The sequence below is a fragment of the Spirulina subsalsa FACHB-351 genome, assembly GCF_026130165.1.
Classification (GTDB): Bacteria; Cyanobacteriota; Cyanobacteriia; order Cyanobacteriales; family Spirulinaceae; genus Spirulina_A; species Spirulina_A subsalsa_A.
On sequence record NZ_JAIHOM010000124.1, the window covers coordinates 1 to 13,700 of the forward strand.

Sequence of the window (13,700 nt, forward strand, 5' to 3'; positions counted from 1 at the left end):
CCGCTGGACTAGCGGTGTCAGTCTGTGGAGCGACCGTAAGACCCGAACAGAGTAAATCTGTGAAGGCTGGTGCTATGAAGCAGAAACCTAAATCGTGAGGTTTAGGAATCCCCGTCCTTTAGGACGGCCGGAGGATGTCAATGAATCTTTCCGTCGCATCCAGCATGAGCCACTTCCTCAAGATATCGATTTTCACAATAGGTGGATGGATTATTCTCAATTCCAGTGGACATCATCCCACCCTAGCCTCCCTTCCGGGGGAGAGTTTGCATGGGGGGGCGAGGGAATTAACGCCAACCCAGAAAAATGAAGAGGTCAACCTTCCCTTACCCCCCGTCGAAATCAGCCAAGAATCTGCCCCCCCACCATTCCTGATCAGCCAAGCGACTTCGGAATTACGAGTAGGAGTGGGCGATCGCCTAGGCATTCAATTTTTAACCAGCCCCCAATACAACACTGAAGCCATTCTCCAGCCCATGGGCAGTATTGAACTGATCGGGGTAGGCAACCTATTTATCTTAGGCATGACCCTTGAACAAGTGGAAGGGGCGATCGCCCAAGTCTACCAATCCGCCCAACTCTTAGAGAATCCCCCGGTAAGAGTCACCCTGCTAGAACGTCCCCGGGCCACTGTTCCCTCCTTAGACCCCCTACCCACCCTGAGAGAAGAGCGCCTAGAAGATCCCTACACCCTAGGAGCAGGGGATCAGATTAGTATTGAAATCTTCCAAGTTCCCCAATACAGTGGACAGCACGAAATTCTCGTCAACGGCATGGTCAACTTACCCCAACTCGGCTCCCTTTCCCTACAAGGAATGACCCTAGAAGAAGCCAGTCAGGCGATCGCCAATGCCTACGAAAATCGGCGCATCCTCCGGCAGCCCCAAGTGACCATCCGCCTCCTCAACACCCGTTCCGTGCGCGTCAGTCTAGCCGGAGAAGTCAACCGTCCAGGCTCCTATACCATGGAACGTCAAGGCTCCTTATTCCCCACCCTCACCCAAGCCCTCAATACCGCCGGAGGAATTACCCAACTCGCCAACCTCAGCGCCGTAGAAATCCGTCGCCCCCAACGCAACGCCCCCGATAAAATCATTCGAGCCAACCTGTGGGACTTTGTACAACAGGGCAACCGTGCCAATGACCCCACCCTGCGAGATGGCGACACCATCTTTCTCCCCACCGTCACCGAAACCAACTTAGCCGAAATGTCCCGCATTCCCACCATTAGCTTTAACGCCAACGCCGAACGCCCCCTAAACATCGTGGTGATTGGGGAAGTCTTTCGCCCCGGTCCCTACACCGTCACCGGAGCGGCCCGCACCGGGGCAGCCGGACTCCCCGGGGGAGGCGGCATGGCAGGAGTTCCCCCCACCGTCACCCGAGCGATTCAAGTCGCTGGAGGAATTAAACCCCAAGCCGATATCCGCAGAATCCAGATTCGTCGCCGCACCAACTTGGAAGAAGAACGGATTGTCGAAGTCAATCTCTGGGAATTATTACGAGAAGGAGATTCCTTACAAGATGTAGTCCTACAAGAAGGCGATACCGTTTTTGTCCCCATAGCCCCAGAATTAAACCCAGAAGAAGCCATCCAAATCGCTGAAGCCAGTTTCTCCCCCGATACCATTGGCGTGCGGGTCGTGGGCGAAATTCGAGGCAATGGAGCCTTGAGAATCCCCCCCAATACCCCCTTAAATCAAGCCATTGTCGAAGCCGGAGGGTTTAATATACGAGCGCACACCCGTTCGGTGGAATTAGTCCGCTTAAATCCCAACGGAACCGTCACTCGGCGTACCATTGAGATTGATTTTGGCGCTCCCATTAACGACGACAATAACCCCGCCCTGCGCAACAACGATGTGATTTTAGTCCGTCGTTCTACCCTCGCCACCGTTTCGGATACCCTATCGGAAATTACCCGCCCCTTAGATCAGACTTTGGGGCTATTTCTCTTTCCCCTACGCATTTTCAACATTTTTAATTAACGCAGGTTGACAAGGAATGGCAATATCTTTCGATTCGCTATCACTCAGTTCTGTTAGCTGATTCGCTTACATCTCCCGCTAACCCTATCGGATCTAACGGGAATCTTTCGCTCACATTAAAAATAATTGAGTTTTGAGAGTTTAGCCTGCATACTATAGTCCCCTTGAACCCGCTGTTGTGCCGCATCTCCCAAGTCTTGACGCTGTTGGGGGTTTTGGGCGACTGTTGTAAGAGCGTGAGCGAGATCGGCGATCGCCTGCTCAGGAGAAACAGCCGGAATTTTATACCCCGTCTCCGGAGTCACCAATAAACCCGGCCCTCCTAAATCCAAGCAAATGACCGGACACCCCATTGCCATCGCCTCCAAACACACCATGCCCCCCGACTCATGCAAACTAGGGTGTAGCAAAGCCAATCCCTGCTGAAGAAGTGGGAGAATTTCTCCTCGGGGGAGTTTCCCGCAAAATTTAACCCGTTGCTCCAAACCTAAAGAGTCAGCTAATTTTTGCAGACGCCGCTTCTCAGGACCCTCACCAATCAGCCAATAGTGAATAGTCTCAGGCAGATCCGCTCTCGCAAAAGCTTGTAGCCCTAAATGAAAGCCCTTCCAGTGCAACAAACGACCAATACTGAGGATTACCTGCCCCCCACTCAATACCTCTCCCTTCTCCCAAAGGGATGGTTCATGGAGGGAGGGTGTCGATAGTAGGGGCGCAACGTTTGCGCCCGATTCGGAATAAACCGAGGCATTAGAAGATGGCATCGACCCAGCGTCAGGAGTCCCCCCTATCCCCTTACTCCCCACCGCAAACGAGGGAAATAGGTCAATCTCAGCCCCAGATAACGCCAACTGGGAGAGAACTTCCACCCTCTCCGCCCCTAAAATGCGTAAACGTTGGGCGGTTTCTTCCGTAGTGGCAAAAGCGATCTCACTGCGCTGGGCTGTTAATTTAACAAAAGGATCTAACTCCCCCAGTCCACGGGCAACATCTCGAAACAGTTCATAAAATTGACCCCGTAGACTAAACGTAGACCGAAAACCCGAAGGAATCACCTCACCCCCACCCACCGGCCCCCAAATAAACGGCACAGGTAACAATGCTAAAAAGCTCGGACTCCAATACTTCACATAGGTAACATGATGAATACAATCCCAACCCACTTCGGAGTAAAGTTGGCGCACTTTCTGATAGGCCACAATTTGCCAGTAGTAATAATGCAAATGCACCAGCTTCCTTTGCAATTGAAGCGGTTGGAGGAAGGGAGGGAGATCACAATATAACACCGTCAAACCCGGACAAGGCTGCTCCTCTAAAGCAGTCGTAATTGCCGGACGATTACTTTCCCGCGTGAGAATCCACACCTCATGCTCTTTGACCAACGCTTGAGCTAAATTCCAACCAATGGCAGGCTCTGACCCCTCCCCGGGGCGACAAGCATAGGCTGAGAGCAGAATTTTTAAGGGGTGGATAGGGGACATAGGGTTTCAGCAACACGACCTAGAAATTGGGCAGCTTGTTCTGGACTATATTGTTCCATCAGAGTTTTAGCTTGTTCTCCTAAAATAGCCGCTAAACTCGGTTGTTCCAAAAATTGAGCCATTTTCTGAGCTAAAATTTGTGGTTCTCTGGGGTCAAAAATAAAGCCATTTTTTCCCTCTTGAATTAATTCACAAGCCCCTGCCAATTGGGAACACAAAACGGGTTTTCCACAGACTAAAGCCTCTAAAACTACCATACCCCAAGTATCCTCTAACGTCGGAAAAATAAAGACATCAGCCTGATGAAAATAAGACCCCAATCCAGCATAGTCTACACGACCCCACCAACGAATCCGTTCCTTTAATCCTTGCTCCTCACTCCAGCATTCTAAATCCGCCTTTTGCCCACCATCTCCCACCACCCAAAGTTCATAATTGCCCTTTTCTTGGCTCTCTAACTGACGACAAGCTTCTAACAGGAAATTTAACCCTTTGCGCGCAATAACGCCCCCAACGAAGAGAAAAACACAAGCTGAATCATTTTTTAAAGGGGGCTTCACCCTATTAGTTAAACTCTCATCAGGGGCAGGGCTTTCAACCGCTAAAATATGAGGAAGCGGTACTTCATAAGGATGGACAAACAGTTGTTCAGGAGGACAATTTAACACCGTTTTTAAATAATCACCTCCCCGTTGACTATTACTAATACAAGCATCAGCCAAACTCACCATCATTCGACGCAGTGCCAAACGGGGAGCAGAATGACGATAATCCACCCCCGGAGAACTCCCCTCATAAGCAATTACGACTCGCCATCTCATGATGGGTTTTAGCAGTAAAACTAACAGCGTCCACATCCCAAAGGAATTGGAAAAAATGACATCAGGTTTAAATGTAAATAAGGGTTTAATAATGGTCAAGGGAAGATAAGTAAAATTATCGCCATAACTTTGTTCAGATTTAGTGAGAGAAACAATTTTTCTTTCTCCCACTACTTCCACCTGAAAGCTATTTTCTAACCCCGGTGCATAACCATGCCAACGACTTGTGAATACCTTAGTTTCAGCAAAGAGTTGACTAAGACTCTTCATGGTAGGTTGCCAATAATAAAAAGCAGAGGTTAATAACCAAGCAATCCTCAATTTTTTCATAAGATCAAAAATGGGTATCTGTAGGTTGGGTACAGTGACAGCGTAACCCAACAGGTCAAAACCAGAAAGACTGCGTAAACATTAAATTAGTTTCTCTCTATAGACCTAAATTTTGTTTATTACCAGAAATAGTCAAGGTTAATAATTACGGTCTTTCATCTGATTTTTACTAAGTTATTAAGTGAGTTGGTCTATCTATTACCGAACTCCAACTAAAGTAATCGTTCTAAAAATTAGAGACTTTTCAGCTATCCAACGACGCTGACTATAAGGTAAATACCCTAATAATTTTTCTAGTGCTTCAATGAGCAATCGAACAGGTAAAATCAGAGGAATCTGCAAGGTAAACTTCGACGAAATCTTACGCAAAAAGACCTGAGAAAAACCCGCAGCATGAAATAATTTAGTCAGTTCAGAAATCCTGTACTCTTTGAGATGAAAACCCGTAGCCACTTCATCAAAATATTTAGAAATATCATGAGGACCCGATAAAGCATGGGGGGTAATACAAACATAAAGACCACCGGATTTAAGAGCTTTATAAATATTCTCTAATTGGGCAATAGCGTCATCAGGATGTAAATGTTCCATTAACTGATGACTATAAATCAAATCAATACTTTCCTCTGGAACAGGAATAGTACAACCATCAGAAATAATGACCTCAACATTTCCCGGTAGTTGTAAATCTTGAGTCAACTCTGGAGAAACATCAACAGCGTAAACTTTCTGTACATATCTAGAAACTTCCCTCGAAAAATCACAACGCCCTGGACCCACTTCTAAAAAGACAGTCTGGGGAGTTAAGAACTCAGTAATGACTTTTAAATGCTTTTTCCAAATGGATTTACTTTCATCGGTGACTTGACGAGTTAATTGAGAGTGATGAGGCACTTTTTGATAAAGTTCATCATATAATTTGGTATATAAATGCTCTTTTTGTCGCTGTTCAACAGTAGAATTTAGTAATTTTTGAGCCAATTGTTTTTCAATTAAATAATGTTCAGTAATTTGCTCAACTGTTCGTTGTTCTTTAGAGGAAATTTTAACTTTTAAGCTCATAGAAGTCACCTCAATTGACCAAGTAATGTGGAAGCATAACAGCCCGGTCTAGGCAAGAGCGCGGATTGTCAATCTATTCTAATCAAGGTATTAGCCCAAAATCCCTAAAGTTTAGAAAAGTTGATGAAAAACAGTAGCGGCAAAACGTTCCGGGGAATGTTGACTGACTAAATCTGCCATTTTACTGGGATTTCCCCAGATTTTCCTTCCTTCTGATTGATTTTGTGAACAGGAATGAATCCTATCTCGTAGGGAGGAATCAGTTAAAAATTCAGTTAATCCTTGAGCAATTTGACTAGGTTGACTACTATCTATAGTTAAACCTAATTCATAACGTTCAACGATTTGACCCATTAAGCCATAATTAGAACTCAGAACTGGTTTTTGAGTGGCCGCAGCGAATAATAAAATCCCACTCATACCAACATGACGCTGATAGGGGGCTAAAACAACATCAGCGAGGTGGAAATATGGCGGAACGTCTGAGTGACGGATAAATTGATAGTGTCGAAGGATTTGGACGGGGTGATTTTGGCAAAGAGAGTCAATTCTAGCGTTGAGATCCTCTACTATATTAGACTCTCCAACTAAGAATAAACAGAGTTTTTGCGCTAAGTGATCTGGCAGTTGTGCGATCGCCTCTAATAAAGGATAAACCCCTTTTCTCCCATTCAACGCACCAAACAGCAAAAAAATCTGTCGTTGAGGATCTATTCCCCATTGTTGACAAAATAGCTCTCGTTGCACCGAAACAGGGGGAATCTCTTCTACTGGGTCAGGGATATGAACAATTTTATAAGAAGATGACCACAAGCGAACCGAGTCTACAACAAAAGGATCTAAACTTAAAAGTTTAGTAAATTTGGGTTGATTCAAAACTCGAAATAATAAGTACTTTTCCCAAGACATTTGCAAAGAGTCACGGCGAGTTATAAGAGAATCAGACCACTGAGAATAGTGAAAACGAGGACGAAAATAAATACCAGAAAGCGAACAAAAAGAGTATAGTCCTAATGCTAAATATAAAATATAAGTATCTAAATAAAGAATTACACAATGTTTAACTTGTAATTGTTTAGCATAGCGTTGTAAAAGTCTCCATTCTTGAAAATTTCGCCATTGACGACCCCATTTAGACTGACGAGACACTAAAGCATCTTCTTCTGAAGAGGTAATAGCTACAAACTTAATAGAATCAGCACCATGTGCTAATTGAACCACCTCGGGATGTTCTGCTAAGAAACGGGGAGACACCACAATATAAAGCAAACTCACCGGATTTTGAGCTAACCAGTAGCAGATGAGATGACGAATATAATTAGGATGATGACCCCGGATAGACAGATCAAACAACATGATACTCATAAGAAAAGGGTGGGAGTTTGGAAACTCAGTGTCTTTAGACCTGAGAGTGTCAACCAGTTACCTTATCTATTAAGCTTTCGCCTAATAGACAGTGAGTAGTCTGTCGTACCAAAGGAATTAACGAACTAATCTAAAATCTCCCTAGAAGGGGGAGGCTTTAACCCGAAATTTTCGGTAGGTTCAAAAATCTTATGCTGGTCAAGTTAGAGCTTTTTACAAACTCGCACTAGAGTTCATAGAACTCCAGTGCGAGTTCTTGACAAGATCGGTGTCGGGAGGAGGTCACAGCTTCTTTCCCGTCGGGTCACTGTCAGGGGGAATAGCAGGATTGTTGATAGGATTCAATAACCCAGAAACAGCTAAACTCCTTATGTACTGCCGTAAGACATCGGTTTGACTGCGCTCGGTGATTTCACAATACCTATCTAGGTGTTCTTTTTCAAGATCCGATATCCTCAAACTGATTTGCTTCATCAAAAAACTCCTTGTGGATACCCCCACGTCGTGTTCTTCAGGTGAGGGTCATTGAAAAAATAGCAATTGCGTTCGTCTTTGCTATAATCATGACATGAAACTAACCCACTTGTAAAAACTATCTTGAAATGTCACTCATAGAACTCCCCTTAGAACCTATCGGTTCTAAGGGTGAGACGAATTTTGACCAGTCAACAAACTGAGCAACAGAAAATCATTACACATAATGTAAATTTATGTAGAATGTGTTAAACTCCAATTATGCTGACCTTAACCTACGAATTTAAGCTTATTCCAGATCAACGCCAAATCAAGGTAATCGAAAATACCTTGGATGTTTGTCGTTCGGTCTGGAATTTTGCTTTGAGGGAGCGAAAGGACTGGTTATCCTCTCGCCAATGTAGTGTTAACGCTTGCTCACTGGAAAAGGAATATATTATTCCTGCCGATACTCCTTACCCCAACTACCACGTTCAAGCCAAACATTTAACTGAAGCTAAGAAAAACAGTGAGAGACTCAAATCAGTCAACGCCCAAGTCTTACAACAGGTCTTAAGGACTCTGGATAGAGCATTAGCTGATATGCGGTCTAAGAAACTAGGTTTCCCTCGCTTCAAAAACAAATACAGGATGCGCTCTTTCCTGTATCCTCAAATGCTGGCTAATTGTGTTCAAGGGAATCAAATCAAGCTCCCTCAGTTGGGATGGATAAAATTCAGGAAGTCGAGAGAGATTCCTGAAGGATTTGAAATTAAGCAAGCCCGAATTGTCAGGAGAGCATCAGGATACTTCGTGATGCTGTCAATGCAATTAGATGTCAATATCCCCCATGTACCATTTCATGGTCATCCCTTGGGAATTGACTTCGGGTTAAGTAAATTTCTAGCAACTTCCGATGGTGAACTTGTAGAAAGACCCCGATTTTTAAACCGACTACACCGCGAGTTGAAATTACTGCAACGTAGATTACGGAATAAAAAGAAGAGCTCTAATAACCGACACAAGTTAAACCAAAAGATTGCTCGATTACACCAACGGATTTCTGATACTCGCAAGGACTGGCATTTCAAGTTAGCCCATCACATCTGCGACCAAGCGCAATCAATATTTATTGAGGATATTGATTTTCGGTCATGGGGAAGAGGAATGTTATCTAAGGATTGCTTGGATACTGACTTTGGTCAGTTTATTTCTATCCTGAAGTGGGTAGGATGGAAGCGAGATGTGTTTGTTGCTGAAGTAGACAAGAATTACACCTCCCAGATTTGTCCGAATTGTGGCTCACTAACTGGCAGGAAGACTCTGGATGTCAGAGAACATAATTGCCCTGAGTGTGGTTACAAAACTCATCGGGATGTTGCCGCAGCACAAGTGATCAGAAATCGTGGTCTTGAAAATACGCTAGGGCATGGCGTATCAGAAAATGCCTGTGGAGATGATCTGACGGGGGCTTGGCCTAGTCAAGAATCTGTGAAGCAGGAAATCTTAAACGCGAGTTTAAGAACCGCCCGTTAGATTGCGAAGCAATTAAGGGCGGGATTGTCAAATTAAGTCAAGTCAATGCTAACTTACCAGATGGATGGTGCAGGAATAGTGTAGTCTGTCCACAGTATTTGCTTAAAGTAGAGCAATAACTGTTCAAGAGACCAAAACGGCAACTCAGCCGCAAGTTTCAAAAAGGTGCTAAACGCCAATCGAATAACTACCACAAACAAGAGAAACTACTAGGAAGGACAAACATGAAAGTATTTAGACAGAGTAAAGACTGGGAGATTAAGCAAGCTCGGTGGGTAGTTCACTTCTTAGGAAGAACAACCCATAAGAAAAACCCACACCACGCCGACGCATCGGTGAGTGTGGGAACAGTAAATCCAATTAGTTAAAAAAGGAGGAATCCTAACCAGCAAACCAGTAGAACCTAATTAGCAAGCCCCCAATAAGGCATTGTCTAAAAAGCACCAGTTAAGGCGAACTGTCAAGATCCGAGTGGAAGACGTACAACCTAGGAGAAAACCAAAGGAGTCAAACCTTGGAGTCTTAGACTAAACAATCAAGCCAACTGAAAAGTCATAGAACTAGAACCAAGACAAGCAGAAAAAACGAGGACTTTAGTCGGTGAAGGAGCTAATCAATTCACAACGCCAAACCAAGTTACCAAACGCTGTCCCGCAGCTAACACCGAGTTTTCTTAGGAGGAACACCAACCAGCCCAATTCTTGTCAGATTTGGTTTGGTATCGGTATCAGAGTCCTACCAAAATTACCAGTGCTAGTGTAACAAGGTTTAGGCACAGTTGACAAAGTTCTGTTGAATAAAATCCTCAACTGCTTGATTTATCTAGACTTCAGCCATAACTTGTGAAACGGATCTAGGTGCTGGTTAAGATTCCTGCCACTAAGGAGGAAACCATGCAAAATCATCAATACGCCAACAAACAACATCCCTGCCCCCACTGCGGTCATGATTCCGGCTGCAAGACCTTTTTTGATGGAGTCGAGCAAATCCAGAAAGTCTGGTGTTTGCGGGTTCTTTCCGACTATGAAGTAGCCTCGGGATGGAGACGAGTCGGCTGGCTACGGCAAGATATGGGCGCGGTCTTGATTCCTGTGGAAGGTCAGGACTACACTCGACAACGGACTCAGACTTTTGCGGTGCCGTCTACTTTACCTATTCTCTCGACGGAACAGCGAGATCGGGAATATCGCTACATTAGCCAGCAACTAGATTTATCTGTCCAACACCGTAAGCAACTGAGCCAACGGGGTTTGACCGAAGCTGAGATTAATGTGGCGTTCCGGGAGAATTGGATTATCAGTTGGGAATCCCGAAAACCTGTGTCTGCCCATTTAGGGTTAGCTGGGGTCAATCCTAGAACCCGTTCTTTGAGTGGTGTTAATGGCTTGGCGATCGCCGCCATGAGTCCTCAACAGGAGATCACAGCCTTCCAACTCGCCCCAGATCAACGCAAAGGCAGTAAATACATCTGGCTCTCCAGCAAATCCCAAGGCGGCAATTCTCCTCATCTCCCCAATAGCAAACTCCCCTACTTCTACTGGCAATGCCCAGAAGACCTCCAGAAGACTCAGGAAGACCCCTTACTTCCCGACCAAGAGGTACAAGTCATTTACCTCATGGAAGGGGCTTTAAAATCCCTAATTTCAGCCTTCATGATTTGGCGTACTAACCCCAAAGCCATCATCATCGGCACCGCCACCGCCGCCCGCTTTGACCGCCATAACCTGAAAGCCTATCTGGGACTCCATAACCGCCCCCTCCAATCCCCCATCCAAATTCGTCTCCTCCCCGATGCCGGCTCCATTCCCAACCGCCACATCTACAAGGCCAACTGCCAAACTTTAGAGCTAGTTATGTCATGGAATCTTGACATTAAGGTGGGAAATTGGGGTCAGTGGTTCGACAAATCCGAACCCGATTTTGATGAATTGCTCCCCAATAGTTCATCCGCTCTCAAGCCCGGGGACAGTGACTTAGAAGAACAAATTTACTGGGCTGATGCCAAAGACTACCTAAAAGGGAAGTCCAAAATGGTGACTCCTCAAGCTTGGTTAAACCGTTTAAAGAACGTACCTCTTGTGGACTGGATCAGGAGTCAACTGGGTAGGACTGGATTGGTGGAATCCAAGAAACAGCAGCCGACTCTTGAGTATCGTCCGGGCATGGTTTTTCCGCCCCCTCTACCCGGTCAACCTGCCCCCAAGATTATCTTTAAGCCCGGACAACGGCTTCAGGTTTTCCAAACCCTACAAGCCCAAGGCTGGAAGTTTATTCATGATTGTTCTGCCCCCGGTTTAGGCAAATCTCACACCTTCGGCTCATTAGAGTCCCCTCACCCCATTTTGTACATCGACACCAATCACCGAAATCCTTCCACCCTCGCCGTTGAGGAAAATTTCACCGATTTACCAACTCGCCATGATGGTTTAGCGATTATCCCTGAACACTACACCCCTTCTGGTCAACCCCAATTGCGTCGAGCTACGGGAAAAGACGGAGAAGTTCTCGGAGAGAGTAGTAATTGTTACTATGCCCCTTGGTTTAATGTTCTTCATCAAAAGGGATATAACGATTTAGGAAGAGAAATCTGTCGCAGTTGTGACTACCGTGAAAGTTGTTGGGCAGGACAAAAACAGTACAACTATCTAGGGAAGTTGCGTCAAGCCCTACAATCCAAGCGAATTCGTTGTCATCTTGACAGCTTGCCGTCTCACGAGGTTTTAGATTATTCTCAAGCTATCGGTATTGTGGAGGAAGCTGCCTTGTGTTTACAAGCAACGAAAACACAAAAGTTTAAACAAGAGGATTTTACTTATCTCTGGAATGAACTCGAAGAAAAACTTCCCCAAATTTATAGTGAACTCCAACCTTTAAAAATAGGCTTATGGCAGATTTTATTAGGTCGAGTTCGCAGTCAATCTCGCTGGGGATTTAATGACCAAGAATTGAGGGAAATTCTACCGTCTCCTCCTGAGAATATTGCGGAAATCTGTCAAGAACTCGAAACCTTTCAGTTTCCTTGGCAGAAAGCGATTCAAGAACGAAACTCCGTTGAAATCTTACCAGAGTATCCCGGGGGGACGTTACTGGCTAATGATACTTTCCGCGATGAAGCTAAGGAGAAAACTTACGAGAAGTTAAGTAAAGTCCCCCCCCATATTCTGCTAGATTTGGTTAAAGTTTGGGCTAAATTAAAACCGGGAACTTTACGGGTTAGGGGTGAGAGTTTATCCATAACAACTTTAGAAGAAAGTCATCCTCAGATTCTCAAAAAATTTAAAACCCTTGTTTTGTTAGATGCGACAGCGGAACAGGATGATTTAGCAGGCAAGTTACAAATTGAAGGGAATCAAATTATTCAAATTCAAGAAGAGTCCCCGGTGTCTGAGAACTTAACGGTGGTCAATGTGCAACTAGAGGGCATGAGGTCGAGTAAGTATTCTATCCCTTGTCAGAAATCTCAACAGACTCTCACGAAGACGATTCTCCAGCGACATGGGTATAACACTGAGGGGATTGAGTTTTCTTCACCAGAAGACAGCAAAAAGATCAGCAAACCCCTGCGAAAACTAGGGATTAATGCAGCCATCATCGGGAAAAAGAATTGTCGATATCTGCCGATTGATGGTCACTGGCATCATCACAACCGTTCTAGTAATGAATTTAAAGGGATTCCTCTACTCATTACGTTGGGAACCCCTAATCCTAATGTGGGGGCTGTCGAGGATGAGTATTTGACCCTCACAGGCTCTTTAGAGGGTTTTCAGGATTACTACCGTTCAAGGGTGCAAGCAGAAATCCGCCAATTAGTGGGACGACAACGAGCGCATCTCTACCCTGACCAATCTTTCACCATTTATATGATTGGTACAAACTTAGATTTATCGTTTCTGAGTGCTGAAGGAATTAAAGTGTTAAACTACCAGAGTTTTGAGTTAAATCCAGAGGTAGGGACTAGACGACAGTTGAAAAAATGGAAAGTTCTCCAAGCTGCTTTAATGTTGATGCGGTCAGGAGAGCAATTGACTCAGAAGAACTTGGCGCAAGTGATAAAAACACCACAGGGAGACATTTCTAAATTAGGTTGGCGGCAGTTTCAAGTCAAATTCTTAGATTTGTTCGGTAAGTATAGTAATTCCCCGAATATCTTAGAAGAACATTCAGAAGCCTTGAAGAACAAGGATTTGAGGGAATGGTTAGAACTTGAACCTCTTGATTTGGTAAGTCAATCGCTAGAGATAATTGAGAAATCTGGCTGGAAAGCTTTCAGTATGCTGATTATGACCTTTGATGTCATAACGCAATTGAAGATATTAAGTACAATTGCACCTATATTTTTGCCGATGTCGGAAATTCAGGAATGGATTCAGACAATTATGGGTCATTTAAATACGAGTTAACCTCAATTTTTGGGTCAACCATGATAACTTTTTAAGTCTTGAGAGTTGACATCCTCCCCGGCCTAAAGGCACGGGGATTCCCAGTCTGTCCACATTAAGTGGACTCCTGATGGGTAGACAGACAAGCAACCGCCCCCGATTGGGGTCTAACACTGCTTAACGCCTGTCCATTCAGGTCGGCAAGCCCTGCCGCCATAATATTTACACTGGCATTCACATCCCGGTCTTGTTCTGCACCACAGTTGAGGCACAGTACCGACCGCA

7 protein-coding genes are annotated in these 13,700 nt (G+C 44.9%); 3 read left to right on the top strand and 4 right to left on the bottom strand.

Annotated features, from left to right (window positions below; genetic code table 11):
• Positions 1-140 precede the first annotated feature (140 nt).
• The gene (locus tag K4A83_RS18770) at positions 141-1,988 is read left to right on the top strand and encodes a polysaccharide biosynthesis/export family protein (RefSeq protein WP_265266205.1); all 1,848 of its coding nucleotides are present in this window, start codon (positions 141-143) and stop codon (positions 1,986-1,988) included.
• A 116-nt stretch (positions 1,989-2,104) separates the two neighbouring features.
• Here K4A83_RS18770 and K4A83_RS18775 read toward each other — a convergent pair whose 3' ends face one another.
• The 4 genes from K4A83_RS18775 to K4A83_RS18790 all read right to left on the bottom strand — a co-directional run bounded on the left by K4A83_RS18775 (position 2,105) and on the right by K4A83_RS18790 (position 7,047).
• Positions 2,105-3,469, bottom strand: coding sequence for a glycosyltransferase (locus K4A83_RS18775; RefSeq protein ID WP_265266206.1), 1,365 nt, complete (start codon positions 3,467-3,469; stop codon positions 2,105-2,107).
• The gene (locus K4A83_RS18780; RefSeq protein WP_265266207.1) at positions 3,448-4,620 is read right to left on the bottom strand and encodes a glycosyltransferase family 4 protein; all 1,173 of its coding nucleotides are present in this window, start codon (positions 4,618-4,620) and stop codon (positions 3,448-3,450) included. The genes K4A83_RS18775 and K4A83_RS18780 overlap by 22 nt, the downstream gene beginning before the upstream one ends.
• 198 nt (positions 4,621-4,818) lie before the next feature.
• Entirely contained in the window at positions 4,819-5,682 is an 864-nt protein-coding gene (locus K4A83_RS18785; RefSeq protein WP_265266208.1) for a class I SAM-dependent methyltransferase, read from the bottom strand.
• 111 nt (positions 5,683-5,793) lie between these two features.
• Positions 5,794-7,047 carry a glycosyltransferase gene (locus K4A83_RS18790; protein WP_265266209.1) on the bottom strand — a complete coding sequence of 418 codons (1,254 nt, stop codon included), beginning with the start codon at positions 7,045-7,047 and terminating at the stop codon, positions 5,794-5,796.
• A 735-nt stretch (positions 7,048-7,782) separates the two neighbouring features.
• Here K4A83_RS18790 and K4A83_RS18795 point away from each other — a divergent pair.
• The gene (locus tag K4A83_RS18795) at positions 7,783-9,036 is read left to right on the top strand and encodes an RNA-guided endonuclease InsQ/TnpB family protein (protein WP_265266210.1); all 1,254 of its coding nucleotides are present in this window, start codon (positions 7,783-7,785) and stop codon (positions 9,034-9,036) included.
• 893 nt (positions 9,037-9,929) lie between these two features.
• On the top strand, positions 9,930-13,436 hold the full coding sequence (locus K4A83_RS18800) for a hypothetical protein (protein ID WP_265266211.1): 3,507 nt from the start codon (positions 9,930-9,932) through the stop codon (positions 13,434-13,436).
• The last annotated feature ends 264 nt before the right edge of the window (positions 13,437-13,700 follow it).

Bases quoted from the DNA above. Each gene is read 5' to 3' on its own strand.
- K4A83_RS18780 (WP_265266207.1), bottom strand. From the start codon at position 4,620: ATGAAAAAATTGAGGATTGCTTGGTTATTAACCTCTGCTTTTTATTAT.
- K4A83_RS18795 (WP_265266210.1), top strand. From the start codon at position 7,783: ATGCTGACCTTAACCTACGAATTTAAGCTTATTCCAGATCAACGCCAA.
- K4A83_RS18790 (WP_265266209.1), bottom strand. From the start codon at position 7,047: ATGAGTATCATGTTGTTTGATCTGTCTATCCGGGGTCATCATCCTAAT.
- K4A83_RS18800 (WP_265266211.1), top strand. From the start codon at position 9,930: ATGCAAAATCATCAATACGCCAACAAACAACATCCCTGCCCCCACTGC.
- K4A83_RS18775 (WP_265266206.1), bottom strand. From the start codon at position 3,469: ATGTCCCCTATCCACCCCTTAAAAATTCTGCTCTCAGCCTATGCTTGT.
- K4A83_RS18770 (WP_265266205.1), top strand. From the start codon at position 141: ATGAATCTTTCCGTCGCATCCAGCATGAGCCACTTCCTCAAGATATCG.
- K4A83_RS18785 (WP_265266208.1), bottom strand. From the start codon at position 5,682: ATGAGCTTAAAAGTTAAAATTTCCTCTAAAGAACAACGAACAGTTGAG.